This is a genomic window from Providencia sp. PROV114 (assembly GCF_032704305.1).
Lineage (GTDB): Bacteria > Pseudomonadota > Gammaproteobacteria > Enterobacterales > Enterobacteriaceae > Providencia > Providencia rettgeri.
The window spans coordinates 351,112-376,423 of record NZ_CP120528.1; the positions used below are offsets into that span (position 1 = coordinate 351,112).

The window sequence follows — 25,312 nt, forward strand, 5'->3', positions numbered from 1 at the left end:
ATGTCAAATACACCGAAAGTGTTGGTGGTCTACGCTCACCCGGACCCCGACGAATCGATGGCTAATAAGGCGTTATTGGGGGCAGTACGTGATTTTGACCATGTGACTGTGCACGATTTATACGCAATTTACCCAGATTATTTTATTGATGTTACCGCGGAGCAAAAATTATTGTGTCAGCACGATATCATTGTTTTTCAGCATCCTCTCTATACTTATAGTTGCCCTGCTTTATTAAAAGAGTGGTTTGATCGCGTGTTAACTCGCCGTTTTGCTACCGACGTGGGGTACCAGAAATTAAAAGGCAAATATTGGCGCTCGGTGATCACGACGGGGGAGCCTATCCACGCTTATCAACATGATGGGTATAATCATTACCCGCTTACAGAAATACTTCGCCCATTTGAATTGACTGCATTAATGTGTGATATGCAGTGGTTAGAACCAACCATTATTTATGCAGCACGTCGGCAGCCTAAAGAACGCTTTGAACAGCTTATCGATGACTACCGTCAATGGATGCAGCAACCGCTAGGTGCGGGAGGGTTATCCTAATGTCAGAACTGGGGCTATTTGAATCCGTTATCATCTTCCTTTGTGCAGGGGTCGTTATGGTACCTATCGCACAAAAAATCCGCTTAGGTGCTGTGCTTGGGTATTTGCTTGCCGGGATCATGATTGGGCCATTTGTTTTCGGCTTTATTCGCAATGTTGATGATATTTTACACTTCTCCGAAATGGGGGTGGTGTTCCTGATGTTTCTTATTGGGTTAGAGCTAAAACCTTCTAAATTATGGGAACTTAGGCGCTCTATTTTCGGTGTGGGCACGCTTCAAGTGGTCGTGACCGCAGCTATCATGGCGTCACTGCTATTTTTAGCCAAATTCTCTTGGCAAGCGGCTATTGTCGGTGGATTAGGTATGGCGATGTCATCAACGGCAATGGCACTTCAATTGATGAACGAAAAAGGGATGTCCAACAAAGAAAGTGGGCAACTCGGTTTCTCTGTTTTGTTATTCCAAGATATGGCCGTTATCCCGATTATGGCGCTGATCCCATTGTTAGCAGGGGATTCAGCAACCAGTGATTGGCAAAAGATTGGTTTGAAGATAGTGGCGTTCGCAGGCTTATGGGTCGTTGGCCGTTACTTATTGCGGCCGATGTTCAGGCTTGCTGCTAAATCTGGCGTTCATGAAATTTTTACGGCTGCCGCCTTATTGGTGGTATTAGGTTCTGCACTCATTATGGAAAGCCTTGGGTTTTCTATGGCTCTGGGAACCTTTATGGCAGGGGTCATGTTAGCGGAAACAGAATTCCGTCATGAATTGGAAATTAATATCGAACCGTTTAAAGGTCTGCTACTGGGGCTATTTTTTATCTCAGTAGGTATGTCATTGAATTTAGATGTGTTGTGGGCCTATTTACCGCAAGTATTGATTGCTGTTGTAGTATTGGTCGCTGTCAAAGCGTTAGTACTTTACGGACTGAGTTTAGCCGCTAGGCTTCGAAATGGTGCGAGAGCGCAATTTTCTGGTGTGCTTAGCCAAGGTGGCGAATTTGCATTTGTAATCTATGCAACCGCCTTTGGTGCAAGTGTGATTAATGAACGGCAAATGGATTTATTGCTGGTGGTTGTCACGCTTTCGATGATGACCACTCCACTTGTGATGCAATTGATAGATGCTTATTTGAACTATCGTTATAATCAACAGCCGGCCTCGAGTGAAAAACCGTTTGTAGAGGATAATGACCCGCATGTTATTTTGGTCGGTTTTGGTCGTATGGGTCAGGTAGTTGGCCGATTATTAATGGCCAATAAGGTTAAAATTACAGTACTAGAACAAGATGTTACGGCGATTAGTACCATGCGCCGCTACGGCTATACAGTATATTACGGCGATGCACGTGAACTGCAATTATTGCGCTCAGCAGGAGCTGATAAAGCCAAATCTATCGTGATTACCAGTGATGTCCCTGAAGAAGTGATGGAAATTGTGCAAATTTGCCAAGAAAACTTCCCTAACTTGCATATTATTGCTCGTGCTAAAGGTCGTCTTGAGGCTCATGAGCTATTGCAATGTGGCGTGACTGACTTTAGCCGTGAAACATTCTCGAGTGCGCTTGAACTTGGCAGCAAGGCTTTAGTCAGTACGGGGATGCACCCTCATAAAGCTTATCGTGCCAAGCAGCATTTTCGCCGTTTAGACATGAAAATGCTCAGGGATATCTACCCTGAAAATGAAAATAGTGATAGCGGGCAAATTTCACGTATTAAAGAGGCGCGTCGTGAACTTAATGAGCTCTTTGAGAAAGAAATGCAAAGAGAGCATCGTCAGCCCCATAGTTGGAATAATGAACAGTAAGGGTTAGAAATGGCTTCAATACGTAAACGCTTTATTGCTGGGGCGATTTGCCCTAAGTGTAAGTCACAAGACACATTAATGATGTGGCGTGAAGATAAAATTGATGTCGTTGAGTGTGTCAATTGCGGCGATCAACAACGCCAAGCAGGGGATGAAGCAACTGGTCATGTTAGGCAAAAAGAGCAGGTTATTGGAATTTTTACACCTGAATAATAGAAATTTGTCAATTCTCAATACATCATCATAGTTTTTCGGTACAATTGGCAAAAATTTTTCCCTTACGGGTAGTAGGAGATGTCATGAAAGTAGCAAAAGACTTGGTGGTCAGCTTGGCTTATCAAGTAAGAACAGAAGACGGTGTTTTAGTTGACGAATCACCAGCAAGCGCACCAATGGACTATTTGCATGGTCGTGGGTCTTTAATTTCAGGTTTAGAAAAAGCATTAGAAGGTCGTTCTGTGGGCGAAAACTTCGATGTTGAAGTCGCTTCAGACGACGCATATGGCCAATACGATGACAACTTAGTTCAACGTGTTCCTAAAGATGTATTTATGGGTGTTGATGAGCTAGAAGTGGGTATGCGTTTCTTAGCTGACACTGACATGGGCCCAGTTCCTGTCGAAATCACAGGCATTGAAGGTGATGAAGTTATCGTTGACGGTAACCACATGTTAGCAGGCCAAAACCTGAAATTTAATGTTGAAGTCATGGCTATCCGTGAAGCAACAGAAGAAGAAATTGCACATGGCCACGTCCATGGTGCAGGCGGTCACGACCATGATCACGATCACGAAGGTGGTTGCTGTGGCGGTGGTGGTCATAGCCACGGTTCAGAAGGCGGTTGCTGCGGTGGCGGCGAAGGTCACGGACACAAACAAGGCGGCTGCGGCTGCCACTAATACTCCGTATTAGTGTTTGTAAAAAAAAGGAAGCGAAAGCTTCCTTTTTGTATTTGAAATCAAGAGTTTTATCTTTGAAATCAATAGTGTGGCGGCGGTGTTTCTTCTTCTGGCCTTGCTAAGTGAGAATCTTGGGATGATTTCAGTCTTTCAGCCACAATGCGTAAATGTTCTTGAAGGCGGCTCATTTGCATTTGCTGGTCAGTAATAACCTGGTTAAGTTGCTCAATCGCCAGTTCTTGAAAGGCAACTTTACTTTCTAAAAGTTCTAAGCGTTGTTCAAATGTATCAGATGAGTCCATATCCGACTCTCCTTAAGCGTTTATATCGTAATTAAACCATCATAATAACTGAACATTACAAATCAATAGATAAGTTTTAGTTAAAGATATAGGCGACGAAACGACTTTTTGTTAATGTGGTCTCAGTAGTTATTATATTTTTTTAATACTCAATGGGGTAACGGGGTCTAAACTTAAAGAGCCCTACCCATAAAACGAATAGTTCGCTATTCGAATATAATCGAATAAAAGTTATCGGAGACTAGGATGAAATCACTGTTTAAGGCAAGCCTTTTAGCAACTACGCTAGCATTTACTTTTGCTGCTCCGCAAGTGATGGCAGCGGAAGCCAAAGCACAAAGCAGCGCATTCAAAAACGCAGAAGAGCGTAATGCGTATGCACTGGGTGCGTCTTTAGGTCGCTACATGCAGAATTCTTTAGAAGAGCAAAAAACAATTGGTATTAACTTGGACAAAGCCCAATTACTTGCTGGTGTCCAAGATGCATTTAACGGCAAAAGCAAAATGACCGATGCAGAAGTTGAGGAAACATTGCGTCAGTTTGAAGGTCAAGTCAAAGAAGCTGCCGACAAAAAAATGAAAGAAGAATCAGCCAACAATGAGAAAAAAGGTGCTGAGTACCGCGAAAAATACGCGAAAGAAAAAGGCGTTGTAAAAACCAAATCAGGCCTGCTGTACAAAATTGAAAAAGACGGTACAGGTGCAAAACCTAAAGCAGACGAAACTGTAGTCGTTCATTATAAAGGTTCTCTGATTGATGGCACTGAATTCGATAGCTCATATTCACGTAACGAGCCACTGACTATCCCATTAAATTCAGTGATTAAAGGCTGGACTGAAGGTTTAGTTAACCTGAAAAAAGGCGGCAAAATGCAGTTAGTGATCCCTGCTGAGTTAGCTTATGGTGAAAATGGCGTGCCAGGTATCCCTGCAAATTCAACATTAGTCTTTGATGTTGAATTATTAGATATCAAACCTGCTGCTAAATAATGATTCACTAAGCATTAGTTAAGTGTATTTTGAAGCCCAACACATTCATGCGTTGGGCTTTTTTGTATTTCTCATCAAAAAAAATTCTCAAATTGTTTAAAACTTGTGATAAAACAGACTGTCTTGCATTCATTCGCTTGACGGCAACGCCGTGGAGTTTTAACTTCAGAAGACTCTATTTTATTTTTTATCATCACAATTGTTGGCTACGAACAAAGTAATGAAGGCCAAATAGTCGAATAATGAACGCCTTTTTAGTCAACAGGATGAGTTTTTACATTAGAAGGATGATGTTGAAATGTCTGATTCTATACAATCACACGACCTCAGCGATATTAACATATTGGATAACCAGCCCTTTTCTGAGACAGACCATGAGATTTTAAAATCATATGAAGCTGCTGTGGATGGTCTGGCAATGCTAATCGGTGGGCACTGTGAAATTGTTCTTCATTCTTTAGAAGACCTAAACTGCTCTGCAGTCAGAATCGCAAATGGTCAGCACACTGGGCGTAAAATCGGCTCACCGATTACAGACCTAGCGTTGAGAATGCTGCACGATATGGCAGACGAAGAATCGAATGTCTCGAAGGCTTATTTTACGAAAGCGAAAAGCGGTGATTTAATGAAATCCGTTACTATTGCGATTCGTAACCGTAAGCAACGTGTGATTGGCTTACTATGCATCAATATGAACTTAGATGTACCGTTCTCTGAAATTATTCAATCGTTTGTTCCAGAAACTAAACAAGAAGTCACTTCAGATGTGAACTTTGCCTCTTCAGTTGATGACCTTGTCGCGCAAACATTGGAATATACGATTGAAGAAGTGGGTGGTGATCGTAATGTCTCGAATAACGCAAAAAACAAGCAAGTGGTTCTTAACTTATACGAAAAAGGTATTTTTGATATTAAAGACGCCATCAACCAAGTAGCTGACCGCCTGAATATTTCTAAACACACGGTTTACTTATATATTCGTCAATTCAAGAGCGGTGAATGAGTAATACAAATTCGCTAACCTACTGCTTAGTTGTGACAGGTCCCGCTTACGGTACACAACAAGCAGCGAGTGCGTATCAATTTGCAAAAGCCCTTCTTGAAGAAGGGTATATATTGAAAACATTATTTTTTTATCGTGAAGGTGTTTTCAATGCGAATCAGCTTACCTCGCCGGCAACAGATGAATTCAATTTAGTTTCAGCTTGGCAAGAACTGGCAAAACAATCAGGGTGTGAAATGCATATCTGTGTTTCTGCAGCTTTGCGCCGAGGGGTTGTTGACCAAGAACAAGCGCAAAGTTTATCACTTCCAACGGCCAACCTTGCTGAGGGCTTTATAATGAGTGGGTTAGGAAGCCTTGCGGAAGCGATGATAACCACAGACCGGACAATTCAATTCTAAGAACAGCTCAATACAAGGTATCGTGTGAAAAAAATAGCTTTTGTCTTTACAACCATGCCCCATGGAAATGCCAGTGGTCGAGAAGGGCTAGATGCATTATTAGCAACTTCAGCACTGACAGAAGACATTCAGGTGTTTTTTCTCTCTGATGGCGTCTATCAGCTTCTGGCAAACCAACACCCTGCTGAAGTGCTTGCTCGGGATTACATCGCAACATTTAAAATATTGCCATTATATGACATTGAAAAAATTTATCTCTGCAGCTCTTCGTTACAAGAACGAGGGTTAGGGGAAAATACCAAATGGGTCGTGACGCCAACAATTCTCAACAAGAAAGAGATCAGAGCGAGAATAGCTGAATGTGATGTGGTGCTTAATTTTTGATCGGTTGTGTGAATTTTGAGCTTGGGTTAAGTTTTGATCTATAGTAGGATCTTTTCTATGCTGTATACATTAGCAACATCTCCATTTAAATGTGATTTTTCTGCGATGCTAGGCTTTATTACGGCGGAAGACGTAGTTTTACTGATGCAAGATGGCGTGGTTGCGGCAGTCGCACAGTCACCTTTTCTTATTGCATTACAAAAAACAGGTGCGCAGTTGTACGCTTTGGATGCCGACATCAATGCTCGCGGGTTGCAAAATACCCTCTCAACCGCAGTTTCTGTAATCACATATCAAGGTTTTGTGAAGCTAACAGAAGTCCAAAAACAACATTTTGCCATATAAAGGCACTAAAAGTTGTATATTTCTTGACACCTGAGCCAGTCAGCAATAAAATTTCGCGTCCTCGTGTATCGTCATGTTGGCGAACGAGGTCAAAATCCGTGTTTACGAAGCAATAAAACCAGGAGCTTTTTTAATAATGGCAACTATTAATCAGCTGGTACGCAAATCTCGTAGCTCGAAAGTTGTTAAAAGCAACGTTCCAGCACTGGAAGCTTGCCCGCAAAAACGTGGCGTATGTACTCGTGTATATACTACCACTCCTAAGAAACCAAACTCAGCATTACGTAAAGTATGCCGTGTTCGTTTAACTAATGGTTTCGAAGTTTCTTCCTACATCGGTGGTGAAGGCCACAACTTGCAGGAGCACTCCGTTATCCTTATCCGTGGTGGTCGTGTTAAAGACTTACCAGGTGTGCGTTATCACACCGTTCGCGGCGCACTGGACTGTTCTGGTGTTAAAGACCGTAAGCAAGCTCGTTCTAAATACGGCGCGAAAAAACCTAAGGCTTAATGGATTTCCGTTAAGTAAGGCCAAACATTTTAATCTTAATGTCAAAATACTCTCGTAGAGTTTTGGACAAACCTGAATTAACAACGGAGTCATATCCATGCCACGTCGTCGCGTAATAGGTCAACGTAAAATTCTTCCAGATCCTAAGTTCGGATCAGAATTACTGGCCAAGTTTGTAAATATCCTGATGGTAGACGGGAAAAAATCTACTGCTGAAGCAATCGTATATAACGCACTTGAAACCCTTGCTCAGCGTTCTGGTAAAACTGAACTTGATGCATTCGAATTAGCACTAGATAACGTGCGTCCGACTGTGGAAGTTAAATCCCGCCGTGTTGGTGGTTCAACTTACCAAGTTCCAGTTGAAGTTCGCCCGGTTCGTCGTAATGCCCTGGCAATGCGTTGGATCGTTGATGCTGCTCGTAAACGCGGTGATAAATCTATGGCGCTTCGCCTGGCAAATGAATTATCAGACGCTGCTGAGAACAAAGGTTCCGCTGTTAAGAAACGTGAAGACGTTCACCGTATGGCAGAAGCTAACAAGGCGTTCGCACACTACCGTTGGTAATTATTTCTTACCCACATTAGTGATGTATCTCAGGGTAGCCATTTGCTACCCTTTATATGAAGCATTGAACGCCCACGAGAGAGGAAAAAATGGCCCGTCAAACGCCCATAGCACGTTATCGTAATATCGGTATCAGTGCACACATCGACGCCGGTAAAACCACAACTTCTGAACGTATTCTGTTCTATACTGGTGTAAACCATAAAATTGGTGAAACTCACGAAGGTTCTGCAACAATGGACTGGATGGAGCAGGAGCAAGAGCGTGGTATTACTATCACATCTGCAGCGACTACTGCATTCTGGTCTGGTATGGCAAAACAGTATGAGCCACACCGTATCAATATCATCGACACCCCAGGACACGTTGACTTCACCATCGAAGTAGAACGTTCTATGCGTGTTCTTGATGGCGCAGTAATGGTTTACTGTGCGGTTGGTGGTGTTCAGCCACAGTCTGAAACTGTATGGCGTCAGGCTAACAAATATAAAGTTCCACGTATCGCGTTCGTTAACAAAATGGACCGTATGGGTGCGAACTTCTTACGTGTTGTTGAGCAATTAAAATCACGTTTAGCTGCTAACGCAGTTCCACTGCAATTACCAGTTGGCGCAGAAGAGTCGTTCACTGGTGTTGTTGACTTGCTGAAAATGAAAGCAATCAAGTGGAGCGATGAAGACCAGGGCGTTACCTTCGAATACGAAGATATCCCTGCGAACATGCAAGAAGCTGCTGAAGAGTGGCACAACAACCTGATCGAAACCGCAGCAGAAGCATCAGAAGAACTGATGGAAAAATATCTGGGCGGTGAAGAACTGACCGAAGCAGAAATTAAATCTGCATTACGTCAACGTGTTCTTGCAAGCGAAATTATTCTGGTTACCTGTGGTTCTGCATTTAAGAACAAAGGTGTTCAGGCGATGCTGGATGCAGTTGTTGATTACTTACCTGCGCCAACAGATGTACCTGCAATCAATGGTATTCTGGACGACGGTAAAGACACTCCTGCAGAGCGTCACGCAAGTGATGATGAGCCATTCTCATCATTAGCATTTAAAATTGCAACCGACCCATTCGTTGGTAACTTAACGTTCTTCCGTGTTTACTCTGGTGTTGTTAACTCAGGTGACACAGTTCTGAACGCAGTGAAATCGAAGAAAGAACGTTTTGGCCGTATCGTACAGATGCACGCTAACAAACGTGAAGAGATCAAAGAAGTTCGCGCTGGTGACATCGCGGCGGCTATCGGTCTGAAAGACGTAACTACAGGTGATACTTTATGTGCGGTTGATGCACCAATCATCCTGGAGCGTATGGAATTCCCAGAGCCAGTAATCTCTGTTGCAATCGAACCAAAAACTAAAGCTGACCAAGAAAAAATGGGTATCGCATTAGGCCGTCTGGCTCAAGAAGACCCATCATTCCGCGTATCAAGTGATGAAGAGACTAATCAGACTATCATCGCTGGTATGGGTGAATTGCACTTGGACGTTCTGGTTGACCGTATGCGTCGCGAATTTAAAGTTGAAGCGAACGTTGGTAAACCTCAAGTTGCTTACCGTGAAGCAATCACTATGAAAGTGACTGATATCGAAGGTAAACACGCGAAACAGTCTGGTGGTCGTGGTCAGTATGGTCATGTCGTTATCGATATGTTCCCACTGAACAAAAACGATAAAGACGGCGTTCAAATGGATTACGAATTTGCCAACGACATCAAAGGTGGTGTAATTCCTACTGAATACATCCCTGCGGTTGACAAAGGTATCCAAGAACAGCTGAAATCTGGTCCATTAGCTGGTTACCCGGTTGTTAACATGGGTGTTCGTTTACATTTCGGTTCTTACCATGATGTTGACTCCTCTGAATTGGCGTTTAAACTTGCGGCTTCAATCGCGTTTAAAGATGGCTTCAAAAAAGCTAAACCAGTTCTGCTTGAGCCAATCATGAAAGTTGAAGTGGAAACACCAGAAGACTACATGGGTGATGTTATTGGTGACCTGAACCGTCGTCGTGGTATGATTGAAGGTATGGATGACCTGCCTACTGGTAAAGTCGTTCGTGCACAAGTACCATTGTCAGAAATGTTCGGTTATGCTACTGACCTGCGTTCTCAGACACAAGGTCGTGCTTCATACTCTATGGAGTTCCTGAAGTACAATGAAGCACCAAACAACGTTGCACAAGCTGTAATCGAAGCTCGTAACGCTAAATAATCGATTTTTATCGGTTAACAACTTTAATTTAAGTTCCTTCTTTATCGTGAAGAGGGAACTCCATAAGGAATAGAGTCGTGTCTAAAGAAAAATTTGAACGTTCAAAACCGCACGTTAACGTTGGTACTATCGGCCACGTTGACCACGGTAAAACTACTCTGACAGCAGCTATCACTACTGTTCTGGCTAAAACTTACGGCGGTTCTGCTCGTGCATTCGACCAAATCGATAACGCACCAGAAGAAAAAGCGCGTGGTATCACTATCTCTACTTCACACGTAGAATACGATACTCCAACTCGCCACTACGCACACGTAGACTGCCCAGGACACGCCGACTATGTTAAAAACATGATCACTGGTGCTGCACAGATGGACGGTGCAATCCTGGTTGTTGCTGCGACTGATGGCCCAATGCCACAAACTCGTGAACACATCCTGTTAGGTCGCCAGGTTGGTGTTCCTTACATCATCGTGTTCCTGAACAAATGTGACATGGTAGACGACGAAGAGCTGTTAGAATTAGTTGAAATGGAAGTTCGTGAACTTCTGTCTCAATACGATTTCCCAGGCGACGACACTCCAGTTGTTCGTGGTTCAGCTCTGAAAGCGCTGGAAGGCAACCCAGAGTGGGAAGCGAAAATTGTTGAATTAGCAGGCCACCTGGATACTTACATTCCAGAGCCAGAGCGTGCAATTGACAAGCCATTCCTGCTGCCAATCGAAGACGTATTCTCAATCTCAGGTCGTGGTACAGTAGTAACAGGCCGTGTTGAGCGTGGTATCATCAAAGTTGGTGAAGAAGTTGAAATCGTTGGTATTCAAGACACGGTTAAAACAACTTGTACTGGCGTTGAAATGTTCCGTAAACTGCTGGACGAAGGTCGTGCGGGTGAGAACGTAGGTGTTCTGCTGCGTGGTACTAAACGTGAAGAAATTCAACGTGGTCAAGTACTGGCAAAACCAGGTTCAATCAAGCCACACACTAAATTCGAATCAGAAGTTTATATTCTGAGCAAAGATGAAGGTGGTCGTCACACTCCATTCTTCAAAGGTTACCGTCCACAGTTCTACTTCCGTACAACTGACGTAACCGGTACTATCGAACTGCCAGAAGGCGTAGAGATGGTAATGCCAGGTGATAACATCAACATGATCGTTACCCTGATCCACCCAATCGCGATGGACGACGGTTTACGTTTCGCAATCCGTGAAGGTGGCCGTACTGTAGGTGCGGGTGTTGTTGCAAAAATTATTGCATAATACCGCTCTTTCTGAATAAGAAAGAACCACTTAGTAAAAAAGGGCGTCTAATAGACGTCCTTTTTATACATTGCAAAATTCAGACGTTGCAAAATTAAGAACCTATCTCATCAATCATTTGTATAATTATTGGTGAGATAGGCTCTGAAACAACGAATTGATAACTGTGCGGGCTCCTTTGCGCAGTTATATGAGATTTATTAAGGTTTTGCTCGGAAGATATGGTATATTTTACCGCTGCCACAAAAAGAAAGTCATTTTCTTATTGGTGTAGTTAAAAAATTTGCTGAGCATGCTGAAATTCCTGCAAAATGGAATAGCACTTGTGAAATGGGTAGCACTTGTAAAGTGATAGTACTGACATACAAGTAGTACTTGCGAAATAAAATGTTACTGCAACTTGTTGTGTTTGCAGAACGAATAACGCTAATTACCTCCATTAACAAGGCTAATTACTTTTAGATCGCAGGTGATGTTATTGATATCCCTATCAAATTTTGCAGGCTTAGTTTGTAGTAATTGAGGGATATGTTGGCATATTCTATTGGTTTGGCTTGGTTGTTTTACCTTTGTAAGCAAGCAGGCTATGTACATACTTCATGGTAACAGGTTGAATTATGAGTGCGAATAGCGAAGCTCAAGGAAGTGGACGCAGTGCAGACATCTTCAAGTGGGTCATTGTCTGTGCCTTATTAATAATTGCTATTGTTGGCAATTATTACTTCCGTCAATATAATCTCGCGCTGCGTGCATTTGCAGTTGTGGCTGTTGTCGCTATTGCAGGTGCTGTCGCTTTATGGACTACAAAAGGTAAAGCAACACTGGCGTTTGCACGCGAAGCTCGCGTCGAGATGAGAAAAGTCATTTGGCCTACTCGCCAGGAAACATTGCAAACTACTTTAATTGTTGCTGCAGTAACGGCTGTAATGTCTTTAATACTGTGGGGACTAGATGGTATCCTGGTGCGTTTAGTTTCATTTATTACAAGCCTGAGGTTATTCTAAATGTCCGATTCACCTAAAAAGCGCTGGTATGTCATTCAGGCATTCTCTGGTTTTGAAGGTCGCGTAGCACAATCTTTACGTGAACATATCAAATTACATGCTATGGAAGATTCTTTTGGCGAAGTTATGGTTCCAACAGAAGAAGTTGTTGAAATCCGTAGCGGTCAGCGCCGTAAGAGTGAACGTAAATTCTTCCCAGGCTATGTCTTGGTCCAAATGGTCATGAACGATGACTCTTGGCACTTAGTGCGTAGTGTACCGCGTGTAATGGGGTTCATTGGCGGAACGTCAGATCGTCCAGCGCCAATTAGCGATAAAGAAGTTGACGCTATCATGAACCGCTTACAACAAGTTGGTGATAAACCACGTCCGAAAACACTGTTTGAACCAGGTGAAATGGTTCGTGTTAGCGAAGGTCCATTTGCTGACTTTAACGGTGTTGTTGAAGAAATTGACTATGAAAAGAGCCGCTTAAAAGTCTCTGTTTCTATCTTCGGTCGCGCAACTCCAGTCGAATTGGATTTTGGTCAGGTAGAAAAAGCCTAATCTAAGCGACAAAACTGACTTGCAAAAGGCGTGAAATTTGACTACAATTTCGCGCCTTTTGTTTTTATGTTCGGCGCAAATTAATGTGCGGGACATGTTTAATGTAACGGGGAGCCTTGCAAATTGTAAGGCGCTATCACCCATCTAGAGGAAATATCATGGCTAAGAAAGTTCAAGCCTACGTTAAGCTGCAAGTTGCAGCTGGTATGGCGAACCCAAGTCCACCAGTTGGTCCAGCTCTGGGTCAACAAGGTGTTAACATCATGGAATTCTGTAAAGCGTTCAACGCAAAAACAGACAGCCTGGAAAAAGGTTTACCAATTCCTGTTGTTATTACTGTTTACGCAGACCGTTCTTTCACTTTCGTTACCAAAACTCCACCTGCAGCAGTTCTGCTGAAAAAAGCAGCTGGCGTTAAGTCTGGTTCAGGCAAGCCTAACAAAGATAAAGTTGGTAAAGTGACCTCTGCTCAGATTCGCGAAATCGCTGAAACTAAAGCTGCGGACATGACTGGTGCTGATGTTGACGCAATGATGCGTTCAATTGAAGGTACTGCTCGTTCCATGGGCCTGGTAGTGGAGGACTAAGACAATGGCTAAACTGACTAAGCGCATGCGCAATATCCGTGAAAAAGTTGATGCAACTAAACAGTACGACATCAACGAAGCCGTTGCACTGCTGAAAGAATTAGCAACTGCTAAATTCGTAGAAAGCGTTGACGTAGCTATCAACCTGGGCATCGATGCTCGTAAATCTGACCAAAACGTTCGCGGTGCAACTGTACTGCCACACGGTACTGGCCGTTCAGTTCGCGTTGCTGTGTTCGCACAAGGCGCAAACGCTGAAGCTGCTAAAGCTGCAGGCGCTGAACTGGTAGGTATGGAAGATCTGGCTGATAAAATCAAAGCTGGTGAAATGGACTTTGACGTTGTTATTGCTTCTCCAGATGCAATGCGCGTTGTTGGCCAATTAGGTCAAGTTCTGGGCCCACGTGGTCTGATGCCAAACCCGAAAGTTGGTACTGTAACTCCAAACGTTGCTGAAGCAGTTAACAATGCTAAAGCAGGTCAGGTTCGTTACCGTAATGACAAAAACGGAATCATCCACACCACTATCGGTAAAGTTGATTTCGACACTAACAAACTGAAAGAAAACTTAGAAGCACTGCTGATCGCGCTGAAAAAAGCAAAACCAGCTTCTGCTAAAGGTGTTTTCATCAAGAAAGTTAGCCTGTCTACCACTATGGGTGCAGGTGTTGCTGTTGACCAAGCTGGTCTGTCAGCGACAGTTTAATTGCTATAGCTTCGGCTAATTGGTAATTAGGCTTTACCTTTGCGTCAAATTTGTATAAAATTTGACGCCTTGAGTTTGTTGGGTATAGCAATATACTCAACAAACCACAAATTTCGGTATGGAGTCTGGCCTTTCCAGACCCCGTCCAAGACCGCAGGTGTAGTCTAACCGCTGCTTAATTTACCTGCGTAGACGGTGACAGAGATACCTAGAATTTAATTCTGGATTTCTATTCTGCTCACCGTGTTTTAGCGCTCTTACATAATGTTGTGTTTGAGTGATGTGAGTCCCGGGGTTTCCCGGTTAATCCAGGAGCAAGAAGCTAATGGCACTAAATCTTCAAGACAAACAAGCGATTGTTGCTGAAGTCAGCGAAGTAGCCAAAGGCGCGCTTTCTGCAGTTGTTGCTGATTCACGCGGCGTAACTGTAGCAAAAATGACTGAACTGCGTAAAGCAGGTCGCGAAGCTGGCGTTTATATCCGTGTTGTTCGTAACACACTGATCCGCCGTGCTGTTGAAGGTACTTCTTATGACGTACTGAAAGACGTGTTTGTCGGTCCAACCTTAATTGCTTTCTCTAACGAACACCCGGGCGCTGGCGCTCGTCTGTTCAAAGAGTTCGCGAAAGCGAATCCAGCATTTGAGATTAAAGCTGCGGCCTTTGAAGGTGAGTTAATCCAAGCGAAAGATATCGATCGTCTGGCAACTCTCCCAACTTACGATGAAGCAATCGCACGCCTGATGTCAACCATGAAAGAAGCCGCTGCAGGCAAATTGGTTCGTACTCTGGCTGCTCTGCGCGATCAGAAAGAAGCTGCATAAGCCCTTTCCTTCGTTGCTTTTTAACGTATAAACTATTTCTGAATTTTAGGAACACTTGTTATGTCTATCACTAAAGACCAAATCCTTGATGCAGTTGCAGAAATGTCTGTAATGGACGTTGTTGAACTGATTACTATGATGGAAGAAAAATTCGGCGTTTCTGCTGCTGCTGCTGTTGCTGTTGCTGCGGGTCCTGCTGAAGCTGCTGAAGAAAAAACTGAATTCGACGTTGTACTGTCAGCTGTTGGCGGTAACAAAGTTGCAGTTATCAAAGCAGTTCGTGGTGCAACCGGTCTTGGCCTGAAAGAAGCTAAAGACATGGTAGAATCTGCTCCAGCTACTATTAAAGAAGCTGCAAGCAAAGACGAAGCTGAAGCTCTGAAAAAATCTCTTGAAGAAGCAGGCGCTTCTGTTGAACTTAAATAAGTTCAACTTCAAGAACGCAGCCTGATCTAATTAGGCTGACGGCTGGTGATTTTTTAATCACCAGCCTTTTTGCGCTGTAAGGCGTGATGGGTGTTAACAGCTTTTCACGCAGTTTTAATGTTAACAACAACCCTCCAATACTTCTTTCTATTGACGACTTAATATACTGTGTTCTTCGCTACGACCCGCTCGGGTAGCTCGGTAGCAATGGCAACGCAATGAAATGATTTAAGAGTAATAGCAATGAGTATTAAGGAAAGTATTCATTTTCCGTTTCTTATATAAAAACGCGTTGCGGTTCAGTCTCTTAAACTAAGAGCTAACCACTTGGGTCACTGATCAACGAGCTGAGGAAACCTATGGTTTACTCCTATACCGAGAAAAAACGTATCCGTAAGGACTTTGGTAAGCGTCCACAAGTTTTGGACATACCTTATCTCCTTTCTATCCAACTTGACTCGTTCCAGAAGTTTATCGAGCAAGATCCAGATGGCCAGAATGGGCTGGAAGCAGCTTTCCGTTCTGTGTTTCCAATTCAGAGCTACAGCGGTAATGCTGAATTACAATATGTCAGCTATCGTTTAGGCGAGCCTGTTTTTGATGTTAAAGAATGTCAAATTCGCGGTGTAACTTACTCTGCGCCTTTACGTGTGAAATTACGTCTCATCGTTTATGAGCGTGAAGCACCGGAAGGAACTGTTAAAGACATCAAAGAACAAGAAGTTTACATGGGTGAAATTCCACTCATGACTGAAAACGGAACTTTCGTTATCAACGGTACTGAGCGTGTTATCGTTTCTCAGTTACACCGTAGTCCAGGTGTATTCTTTGACAGCGATAAAGGTAAAACACACTCTTCAGGTAAAGTGCTATATAACGCACGTATTATCCCTTACCGTGGTTCATGGCTTGATTTCGAATTCGACCCGAAAGATAACCTGTTTGTACGTATTGACCGTCGCCGTAAATTACCTGCGACCATTATTCTGCGTGCAATGGATTACAACACCGAAGAAATCTTAAATCTGTTCTTCGAAAAAACAGTATTCCAAATCCGTGATAATAAACTGATGATGACGCTGGTTCCTGAGCGTTTACGTGGTGAAACTGCTTCGTTTGATATCGAAGCGAACGGTAAAGTCTATGTAGAAAAAGGCCGCCGTATCACTGCACGTCACATTCGTCAGTTAGAGAAAGAAGAAGTCAATAGCATCGAAGTTCCTGTTGAATATATCGCAGGTAAAGTTGTTGCTAGAGACTATATTGATGAAAGCACCGGTGAGCTGATTTGTGCAGCGAACATGGAACTTTCTTTAGATATGTTGGCACGTCTGAGCCAGTCTGGTCATAAAACAATCGAAACATTGTTTACCAATGACTTAGACCACGGTGCTTACATTTCTGAAACCGTTCGTGTCGACCCAACTAACGACCGTCTGAGTGCATTGGTAGAAATCTACCGCATGATGCGTCCTGGTGAGCCACCAACCCGTGAAGCTGCAGAAAACCTGTTCGAGAACCTGTTCTTCTCTGAAGACCGTTACGACTTGTCTGCGGTAGGTCGCATGAAGTTCAACCGTTCACTGAACCGTGAAGAAATCGAAGGTTCAGGTATCCTGAGTGAAGAAGACATCATTGATGTTATGCGTAAACTCATCGATATCCGTAACGGTAAAGGCGAAGTGGATGATATCGACCACCTAGGTAACCGTCGTATTCGTTCTGTTGGTGAAATGGCAGAGAACCAATTCCGTGTCGGTCTGGTTCGTGTTGAGCGTGCAGTGAAAGAGCGTCTTTCTCTGGGCGACCTTGATGCATTAATGCCACAAGATATGATCAATGCGAAACCAATTTCAGCCGCAGTTAAAGAGTTCTTTGGTTCCAGCCAGCTGTCTCAATTTATGGACCAGAACAACCCGTTGTCTGAAATTACGCACAAACGTCGTATCTCTGCGTTAGGCCCAGGTGGTTTGACTCGTGAGCGTGCGGGCTTCGAAGTACGTGACGTTCACCCAACTCACTACGGTCGTGTCTGTCCAATCGAAACGCCTGAAGGTCCAAACATCGGTCTGATCAACTCATTATCTGTTTATGCACAGACCAATGAGTACGGTTTCTTAGAAACCCCATACCGTTTAGTACGTGATGGCTTAGTGACAGACGAAATCCATTATCTGTCTGCAATTGAAGAAGGTAACTTCATCATTGCTCAGGCGAACACCGTTTTAGGTGATGATGGTAGCTTTGTTGAAGAACTGATTACGTGTCGTAACAAAGGTGAATCAAGCTTATTCAGCCGTGAACAGGTTGAATATATGGACGTTTCGACTCAACAGGTTGTTTCTGTTGGTGCGTCCCTGATCCCATTCCTTGAACACGATGACGCCAACCGTGCATTGATGGGTGCAAACATGCAACGTCAAGCGGTTCCTACTCTGCGTGCTGACAAACCATTAGTTGGTACAGGTATGGAGCGTGCAGTAGCGGTTGACTCTGGTGTTACTGCTGTTGCAAGACGTGGTGGTTCGGTTCAGTACGTTGATGCTTCTCGTATCGTTATCAAAGTTAACGAAGATGAGATGTACCCAGGCGAAGCTGGAATCGATATTTATAACCTGACTAAATATACCCGTTCTAACCAGAACACCTGTATTAGCCAGATGCCTTGTGTATCTTTAGGTGAGCCAGTTGAACGTGGTGACGTGTTAGCGGATGGTCCTTCAACAGACCTCGGTGAATTAGCACTTGGTCAAAACATGCGCGTGGCATTCATGCCATGGAATGGTTATAACTTCGAAGACTCCATCTTAGTTTCTGAGCGTGTTGTTCAAGAAGACCGTTTTACAACTATTCATATTCAAGAGCTCTCTTGTGTGTCTCGTGACACTAAATTAGGGCCTGAAGAAATCACTGCAGATATTCCAAACGTCGGTGAAGCTGCACTGTCTAAACTTGATGAATCCGGTATCGTGTATATTGGTGCGGAAGTGAAAGGCGGCGATATTCTGGTTGGTAAAGTGACACCTAAAGGTGAAACTCAGCTGACGCCAGAAGAGAAACTGTTACGTGCTATCTTTGGTGAAAAAGCATCAGACGTTAAAGACTCTTCTTTACGTGTTCCTAACGGTGTATCTGGTACGGTTATTGACGTACAAGTATTTACCCGTGACGGCGTAGAGAAAGACAAACGTGCATTAGAGATCGAAGAAACTCAGTTACGTGATGCGAAGAAAGACTTAACAGAAGAGCTACGTATTTTCGAAGCAGGTCTGTTTGCACGTATCCGTTCTGTACTGGTTAACGGCGGAATTGAAGCTGAAAAACTGGACAAACTGCCTCGCGACCGTTGGTTAGAGTTATCTTTAGCTGACGAAGAGAAGCAAAACCAGTTAGAGCAATTAGCTGAACAGTATGACGAACTGAAATCTGAGTTCGAGAAAAAACTCGATGCAAAACGTCGTAAAATTACTCAAGGTGATGACTTAGCACCGGGTGTACTGAAAATTGTTAAGGTTTATCTGGCTGTTAAACGTCAGATCCAACCGGGTGATAAAATGGCGGGTCGCCATGGTAACAAAGGTGTTATCTCAAAAATCAACCCAGTTGAAGACATGCCTTACGATGAAAACGGTAACCCAGTTGATATCGTTCTGAACCCGCTGGGCGTACCATCACGTATGAACATCGGTCAGATTTTGGAAACTCACTTAGGGATGGCAGCGAAAGGTATTGGTGAGAAAATCAATGCTATGCTTAAACAGCAAGAAGAAGTTGCCAAACTGCGTGAGTTTATCCAAAAAGCATACGATTTAGGTGATGATCCACGCCAGAAAGTTGACTTGAACACTTTCTCTGACGAAGAAGTTATGCGTTTGGCTGAGAACCTGAAAAAAGGTATGCCAATTGCAACACCAGTATTTGATGGTGCGAAAGAGAAAGAAATCAAAGAACTGCTGAAATTGGGTGGTCTGCCAACTTCAGGTCAGATTACATTATTCGATGGTCGTACTGGCGAGCGCTTTGAGCGCCAAGTAACTGTTGGCTACATGTATATGCTGAAACTGAACCACTTGGTTGACGATAAGATGCACGCCCGTTCAACAGGTTCTTATAGCTTGGTTACTCAGCAACCGCTGGGTGGTAAAGCGCAGTTCGGTGGTCAGCGTTTCGGGGAGATGGAAGTGTGGGCACTGGAAGCATACGGTGCAGCCTATACTCTTCAAGAAATGCTTACAGTTAAATCGGATGACGTTAACGGCCGTACGAAGATGTATAAAAACATCGTCGATGGCAGCCATCAGATGGAACCTGGTATGCCGGAATCTTTCAACGTATTACTGAAAGAAATTCGCTCACTGGGTATCAACATCGAGCTGGAAGACGAGTAATTCGTTTTATGCCGGAAAGCTTGCTTTCCGGCACATGTAAGCACTGGGATTTGGGGAGAGTGTCTTTGAACACTCACCTGACAGGTCTAACTCCGACAGGAGCATTTTGTGAAAGACTTAATAAAGTTTCTGAAAGCGCAAACCAAGACCGAAGAGTTTGATGCTATCAAGATTGCTCTGGCATCACCTGATATGATCCGTTCATGGTCATTCGGTGAAGTTAAAAAGCCAGAAACCATTAACTACCGTACGTTCAAACCTGAGCGTGACGGTCTTTTCTGTGCGCGTATTTTCGGGCCAGTAAAAGACTACGAATGTCTGTGCGGTAAGTACAAACGTTTAAAACACCGTGGTGTGATTTGTGAGAAGTGTGGCGTTGAAGTTACACAGACCAAAGTCCGTCGTGAGCGCATGGGTCACATTGAACTTGCATCTCCGACTGCACACATTTGGTTCTTAAAATCACTGCCATCCCGTATCGGCTTGCTGCTTGATATGCCACTGCGTGATATCGAACGCGTTCTGTACTTTGAATCATATGTAGTTGTTGAAGGCGGTATGACTAGCCTTGAGCGTGCACAGATTCTGACAGAAGAGCAATACTTAGATGCGCTGGAAGAGTTCGGTGACGAATTTGATGCGAAAATGGGTGCGGAAGCAATCCAAGGCCTGCTGAAAAACCTCGATCTTGAGAACGAGTGTGAAACGCTGCGCGAAGAGTTAAACGAAACTAACTCTGAAACTAAGCGTAAGAAGCTGACTAAGCGTATCAAACTGCTAGAAGCATTTATCCAATCTGGTAACAAGCCAGAGTGGATGATCTTAAACGTATTACCTGTATTACCACCGGATCTGCGTCCATTAGTTCCACTCGATGGTGGTCGTTTCGCAACATCAGATCTAAACGATCTGTATCGTCGCGTAATCAACCGTAATAACCGTCTGAAACGCCTCCTGGATCTGGCTGCGCCAGACATCATCGTACGTAACGAAAAACGTATGTTGCAAGAAGCGGTTGACGCCCTGTTAGATAACGGTCGTCGTGGTCGCGCAATCACAGGTTCTAACAAACGTCCTCTGAAATCTTTGGCAGATATGATCAAAGGTAAACAAGGTCGTTTCCGTCAGAACTTACTTGGTAAGCGTGTTGACTACTCAGGTCGTTCTGTTATCACCGTAGGTCCATACCTGCGTCTGCATCAGTGCGGTCTGCCTAAGAAAATGGCTCTTGAGTTATTCAAACCATTTATCTATGGCAAATTAGAATTACGTGGTCTGGCAACAACCATTAAAGCTGCGAAGAAAATGGTTGAGCGCGAAGAAGCGGTTGTTTGGGATATCTTGGATGAAGTTATCCGTGAACACCCAGTTATGCTGAACCGTGCACCAACACTTCACCGTCTGGGTATCCAAGCTTTCGAACCTATTCTTATCGAAGGTAAAGCTATCCAATTGCATCCACTCGTTTGTGCGGCATATAACGCCGACTTCGATGGAGACCAAATGGCGGTACACGTTCCTCTGACTCTGGAAGCTCAGTTAGAAGCACGTGCGTTGATGATGTCAACCAACAACATCCTGTCACCTGCAAGTGGTGAGCCTATCATCGTTCCTTCACAGGACGTTGTATTGGGTCTTTACTACATGACACGTGACTGCGTAAACGCGAAAGGCGAGGGCATGGTATTAGCCGGTCCTAAAGAAGCTGAGCGTGTTTACCGTTCAGGTCATGCGTCACTGCATGCCCGCGTTAAAGTCCGTATCACTGAAGAAGTAAAAGATTCGGAAGGTAACATCACAATCAACACGGGCTTAGTTGACACTACTGTTGGTCGTGCAATTTTATGGATGATCGTACCGAAAGGTCTGCCTTACGAATTGGTTAACCAAGCGTTAGGTAAAAAAGCGATCTCTAAAATGCTGAACACCTGTTACCGTGTTCTGGGCCTGAAGCCTACTGTTATTTTTGCTGACCAAATCATGTATACCGGTTTTGCCTATGCGGCACGTTCTGGTGCATCAGTTGGTATCGATGATATGGTTATTCCAGAGAAAAAAGCTGGAATTATCGCCGAAGCAGAAGCTGAAGTTGCAGAAATTCAGGAACAGTTCCAGTCTGGTCTGGTTACAGCAGGCGAACGTTACAACAAAGTTATCGATATCTGGGCAGCGGCAAACGAACGTGTTGCTAAAGCGATGATGGAAAACTTATCGACTGAAGCGGTTATTAACCGTGATGGCGTCGAAGAACAACAAGTTTCTTTCAACAGTATCTTTATGATGGCCGACTCCGGTGCTCGTGGTTCTGCAGCTCAGATTCGTCAGCTAGCCGGTATGCGTGGTCTGATGGCTAAGCCAGATGGCTCAATCATCGAAACACCAATCACGGCAAACTTCCGTGAAGGTCTGAACGTTCTCCAGTACTTTATTTCTACGCATGGTGCGCGTAAAGGTCTTGCCGATACCGCATTGAAAACAGCGAACTCCGGTTATCTGACACGTCGTTTAGTTGACGTTGCACAGGACTTGGTGGTAACTGAAGACGACTGTGGAACTCACGAAGGTATCCTGATGACTCCGGTTATCGAGGGTGGCGACGTTAAAGAACCACTGCGTGAGCGTGTACTGGGTCGTGTGACTGCAGAAGATATCCTGATCCCAGGAACTGCGGACATTCTAGTTCCACGTAATACATTACTGCACGAAAAACTGTGTGACCTGTTAGAAGCTAACTCAGTCGACAGCGTTAAAGTTCGTTCAGTTGTAAGTTGTGAAACTGACTTCGGTGTGTGTGCTCACTGTTATGGTCGTGACCTTGCTCGTGGTCACATCATCAACAAAGGTGAAGCTATCGGGGTTATCGCGGCACAGTCAATCGGTGAGCCGGGTACACAGTTAACGATGCGTACGTTCCACATCGGGGGTGCGGCATCTCGTGCGGCGGCAGAATCTAGCATTCAAGTCCGTAACACAGGTACTCTGAAACTGGTTAACGCAAAATTCGTTACGAACTCAGAAGGTAAACTGGTTATTACTTCACGTAATACAGAGCTGCGTCTGATTGACGAATTCGGTCGTACTAAAGAAAGCTATAAAGTCCCTTACGGTGCGCACTTGACGAAAGGCGATGGCGATGCAGTAACGGGCGGTGAAACTGTTGCGAACTGGGATCCACATACCATGCCAGTCGTCAGTGAAGTATCGGGTATTATCAGCTTCTCTGACATGCTTGATGGTCAAACAATGACGCGTCAGACTGATGAATTAACCGGTCTGTCTTCAATCGTTGTTCTGGATACTGCGGAACGTACCAGTGGTGGTAAAGACCTACGTCCTGCTTTACGTGTTATTGACGCAAATGGTAACGACGTTCTTATACCTAACACAGACATGCCTGCTCAGTACTTCTTACCGGGTAAAGCAATTGTTCAGTTAGATGATGGCATCGCAATCAATGTCGGTGATACCTTAGCGCGTATTCCACAAGAATCTGTGGGTACTAAAGATATCACGGGTGGTCTGCCACGCGTAGCTGACTTGTTCGAAGCACGTCGTCCGAAAGAGCCTGCAATCTTGGCTGAAATCAGCGGTATTATCTCGTTTGGTAAAGAAACCAAAGGGAAGCGTCGTCTGGTTATCACACCATTAGATGGTAGCGATCCGTACGAAGAGATGATCCCTAAATGGCGTCAGCTTAACGTGTTCGAAGGTGAGATCGTTGAACGTGGTGACGTGGTTTCCGATGGTCCAGAATCTCCACACGATATTCTGCGTTTGCGTGGTGTCCATGCTGTTACGCGTTATATCACTAACGAGGTTCAGGAAGTTTACCGCTTACAAGGCGTTAAGATTAACGATAAACACATTGAAGTTATCGTTCGTCAGATGCTGCGTAAAGTCACTATCGCGGATGCAGGAAGTTCTGAATTCCTCGAAGGTGAACAAGTCGAGTACTCACGTGTTAAAGTTTCTAACCGTAAACTGGAACAAGAAGGCAAAATTCCAGCGAACTTTGCTCGTGACCTGTTGGGTATTACTAAGGCATCTCTGGCAACAGAATCCTTTATCTCAGCAGCATCGTTCCAAGAAACGACACGCGTACTGACTGAAGCAGCAGTTGCAGGTAAACGTGATGAACTGCGCGGTCTGAAAGAAAACGTAATTGTTGGACGTCTGATCCCAGCAGGTACTGGTTTTGCGTATCACCAAGACCGTATCCGCCGCCGTCATCTGAACGATGTTGTGGATGCACCACAAGTCAGTGCAGATGAAGCAACAGCGAACTTAGCTGAGCTGTTAAATGCAGGTTTCAGCAGCGACAACCAGAACTAATTTCTGATTTCACTGCAAAATTCCTGACAGAAGCCAGTACCGAAAGGTACTGGCTTTTTTATATCTAATAAAATGATAAATTGATTTTTATTTTTCTAATTTGAATTCATCAATAAATCCTTTTATTTCTTAAATTTATCTGAATATGTAATACGTATTTCTATTTTTAAAATATATCGGCCAGTGAAAAAACGTAATAATAATTTTCCGGGTTAAAAATTAAACGGTAATAAAAATAATAATACAAAAATCACTTTCAAATTATTTAATAGGAATAAATAAAAGGAATATACGATGGATAAAAAAAAGACAAATGAACAGGTAGATACAAATCAAGCCAGCCTTTCGGCTTATCATGGTTTATTATCAAATTCATTAGGGGTAATGAATACATCTCAGATAGTCACTGGGAACGGACAAATTGCGTTAGATTTAGTTGTTGTTATCGACACCAGTGGTTCAATGGCTGATGAAGCAGGGGATTTAAGTAAACAGATTGATGCGACGATTGAAGCGGCATCAGCAAAATGTCCATCGCATCTTCGTGCCACATTTTTAGGTATTGAAGGAACTTGGGCAAACACTAAGTTTGATCAATCTGCCAGTGAATATTTAATTAAGATCGGTGCGAACGAAAGGGATCTGCAAGCTAGATTGCCATTTAAAGAATCTGATGGGCAAGACCATGCTGGAAATAAAGAAGATTTATGTCGTGCTGTTATTGATATTAGTAAACACTTTGATTGGCGAGATGATGCGCGTAGGGCTATTTTTGTGCTGGGTGATGAAGGGATGGAAGGTGGTGGCGGAATTCTTACTCGTGCTGCAATTGCAAAAAATAATGAAGCCATATCTGTCGCTCAAGAAAGAGGAATTAAGGTGTATACCTACCAAGGTACACCGGATGATAGCCCAACAAATCTAGATCGTTTTCCGACTCTTGCTGATAGAGATAACGTGACGAGGGAGTATGAACGACTAGCCAAAGAAACCGACGGACGTGCGTACATTTACACCACAGGGATTGCAAATTTTTCCTTGGTTTTACAGGAAATATTGTGTGACAGCTTAACACCACCAGTAAAACCAGATAAAGGTTTATTAAATTGTGATGCGGTGTGTGACAACTTGCCATTAATTATCAATACAGTAAATACATTGTCCGATATCATCAATAAAACTATCAACTCTTGTTGCCCAATAGACTCAGATACGAAACATGATGATTCATGCCAGTGTAAACATTAATATTGTGT

General features: G+C 43.8%; 23 protein-coding genes. 22 read left to right on the forward strand and 1 reads right to left on the reverse strand.

Annotated elements, in window-relative coordinates:
* The 4 genes from kefG (at position 1) to slyD (ending at position 3,262) form a co-directional block, all read left to right on the forward strand.
* On the forward strand, positions 1-555 hold the full coding sequence (gene kefG / locus P3L37_RS01565) for a glutathione-regulated potassium-efflux system ancillary protein KefG (RefSeq protein WP_004265928.1): 555 nt from the start codon (positions 1-3) through the stop codon (positions 553-555).
* On the forward strand, positions 555-2,363 hold the full coding sequence (gene kefB, locus P3L37_RS01570; protein ID WP_004265926.1) for a glutathione-regulated potassium-efflux system protein KefB: 1,809 nt from the start codon (positions 555-557) through the stop codon (positions 2,361-2,363). The genes kefG and kefB overlap by 1 nt, the downstream gene beginning before the upstream one ends.
* Positions 2,364-2,372: 9 nt before the next feature.
* On the forward strand, positions 2,373-2,576 hold the full coding sequence (locus P3L37_RS01575; RefSeq protein WP_004265924.1) for a YheV family putative zinc ribbon protein: 204 nt from the start codon (positions 2,373-2,375) through the stop codon (positions 2,574-2,576).
* A gap of 86 nt (positions 2,577-2,662) precedes the next feature.
* A complete protein-coding gene (gene slyD / locus P3L37_RS01580) occupies positions 2,663-3,262 on the forward strand; it encodes a peptidylprolyl isomerase (protein WP_004265922.1) in 600 nt (199 codons plus the stop codon).
* 80 nt (positions 3,263-3,342) lie between these two features.
* Here the strand turns inward: slyD and P3L37_RS01585 are convergent, their stop codons facing one another.
* On the reverse strand, positions 3,343-3,564 hold the full coding sequence (locus P3L37_RS01585) for a SlyX family protein (protein WP_004262507.1): 222 nt from the start codon (positions 3,562-3,564) through the stop codon (positions 3,343-3,345).
* Between the two features lie 246 nt (positions 3,565-3,810).
* On the opposite strand from P3L37_RS01585, the gene fkpA reads away from it, so the two are divergent.
* From fkpA to P3L37_RS01675, 18 genes are all read left to right on the forward strand, one after another.
* On the forward strand, positions 3,811-4,554 hold the full coding sequence (fkpA, locus tag P3L37_RS01590; RefSeq protein WP_004262506.1) for an FKBP-type peptidyl-prolyl cis-trans isomerase: 744 nt from the start codon (positions 3,811-3,813) through the stop codon (positions 4,552-4,554).
* A gap of 298 nt (positions 4,555-4,852) precedes the next feature.
* Positions 4,853-5,557 (forward strand): transcriptional regulator, encoded by a 705-nt coding sequence (locus tag P3L37_RS01595; RefSeq protein ID WP_004262503.1) that lies wholly within the window; start codon positions 4,853-4,855, stop codon positions 5,555-5,557.
* The gene (tusD, locus tag P3L37_RS01600) at positions 5,554-5,958 is read left to right on the forward strand and encodes a sulfurtransferase complex subunit TusD (RefSeq protein ID WP_272667477.1); all 405 of its coding nucleotides are present in this window, start codon (positions 5,554-5,556) and stop codon (positions 5,956-5,958) included. The genes P3L37_RS01595 and tusD overlap by 4 nt, the downstream gene beginning before the upstream one ends.
* Positions 5,959-5,982: 24 nt before the next feature.
* Positions 5,983-6,342 (forward strand): sulfurtransferase complex subunit TusC, encoded by a 360-nt coding sequence (gene tusC, locus P3L37_RS01605; protein WP_109912908.1) that lies wholly within the window; start codon positions 5,983-5,985, stop codon positions 6,340-6,342.
* Positions 6,343-6,399: 57 nt separating this feature from the next.
* Positions 6,400-6,687, forward strand: a complete 288-nt coding sequence (gene tusB / locus P3L37_RS01610; RefSeq protein ID WP_004265906.1) for a sulfurtransferase complex subunit TusB — start codon at positions 6,400-6,402, stop codon at positions 6,685-6,687.
* A 136-nt stretch (positions 6,688-6,823) separates the two neighbouring features.
* The gene (gene rpsL / locus P3L37_RS01615; RefSeq protein WP_004265905.1) at positions 6,824-7,198 is read left to right on the forward strand and encodes a 30S ribosomal protein S12; all 375 of its coding nucleotides are present in this window, start codon (positions 6,824-6,826) and stop codon (positions 7,196-7,198) included.
* A 97-nt stretch (positions 7,199-7,295) separates the two neighbouring features.
* Entirely contained in the window at positions 7,296-7,766 is a 471-nt protein-coding gene (gene rpsG / locus P3L37_RS01620) for a 30S ribosomal protein S7 (protein ID WP_004262486.1), read from the forward strand.
* A gap of 89 nt (positions 7,767-7,855) precedes the next feature.
* The gene (gene fusA / locus P3L37_RS01625) at positions 7,856-9,982 is read left to right on the forward strand and encodes an elongation factor G (protein WP_109912909.1); all 2,127 of its coding nucleotides are present in this window, start codon (positions 7,856-7,858) and stop codon (positions 9,980-9,982) included.
* Positions 9,983-10,059: 77 nt separating this feature from the next.
* Positions 10,060-11,244 (forward strand): elongation factor Tu, encoded by a 1,185-nt coding sequence (gene tuf / locus P3L37_RS01630; RefSeq protein ID WP_004264373.1) that lies wholly within the window; start codon positions 10,060-10,062, stop codon positions 11,242-11,244.
* Positions 11,245-11,861: 617 nt separating this feature from the next.
* Entirely contained in the window at positions 11,862-12,248 is a 387-nt protein-coding gene (gene secE, locus P3L37_RS01635; RefSeq protein WP_004265885.1) for a preprotein translocase subunit SecE, read from the forward strand.
* Positions 12,249-12,794, forward strand: a complete 546-nt coding sequence (gene nusG, locus P3L37_RS01640) for a transcription termination/antitermination protein NusG (RefSeq protein ID WP_004264378.1) — start codon at positions 12,249-12,251, stop codon at positions 12,792-12,794.
* 158 nt (positions 12,795-12,952) lie between these two features.
* Positions 12,953-13,381 (forward strand): 50S ribosomal protein L11, encoded by a 429-nt coding sequence (gene rplK, locus P3L37_RS01645; protein WP_004264379.1) that lies wholly within the window; start codon positions 12,953-12,955, stop codon positions 13,379-13,381.
* Positions 13,382-13,385: 4 nt separating this feature from the next.
* Positions 13,386-14,087: a 50S ribosomal protein L1 gene (gene rplA / locus P3L37_RS01650; RefSeq protein ID WP_004265881.1), complete on the forward strand. Its 702-nt coding sequence runs from the start codon at positions 13,386-13,388 to the stop codon at positions 14,085-14,087.
* A gap of 325 nt (positions 14,088-14,412) precedes the next feature.
* The gene (gene rplJ, locus P3L37_RS01655; RefSeq protein WP_004264381.1) at positions 14,413-14,910 is read left to right on the forward strand and encodes a 50S ribosomal protein L10; all 498 of its coding nucleotides are present in this window, start codon (positions 14,413-14,415) and stop codon (positions 14,908-14,910) included.
* A gap of 60 nt (positions 14,911-14,970) precedes the next feature.
* Positions 14,971-15,336, forward strand: coding sequence for a 50S ribosomal protein L7/L12 (gene rplL, locus P3L37_RS01660; RefSeq protein ID WP_004265879.1), 366 nt, complete (start codon positions 14,971-14,973; stop codon positions 15,334-15,336).
* A gap of 359 nt (positions 15,337-15,695) precedes the next feature.
* Entirely contained in the window at positions 15,696-19,724 is a 4,029-nt protein-coding gene (gene rpoB, locus P3L37_RS01665; protein WP_004265877.1) for a DNA-directed RNA polymerase subunit beta, read from the forward strand.
* A gap of 108 nt (positions 19,725-19,832) precedes the next feature.
* Entirely contained in the window at positions 19,833-24,056 is a 4,224-nt protein-coding gene (gene rpoC, locus P3L37_RS01670; RefSeq protein ID WP_109913197.1) for a DNA-directed RNA polymerase subunit beta', read from the forward strand.
* 294 nt (positions 24,057-24,350) lie between these two features.
* The gene (locus P3L37_RS01675) at positions 24,351-25,304 is read left to right on the forward strand and encodes a hypothetical protein (protein WP_109913196.1); all 954 of its coding nucleotides are present in this window, start codon (positions 24,351-24,353) and stop codon (positions 25,302-25,304) included.
* The last annotated feature ends 8 nt before the right edge of the window (positions 25,305-25,312 follow it).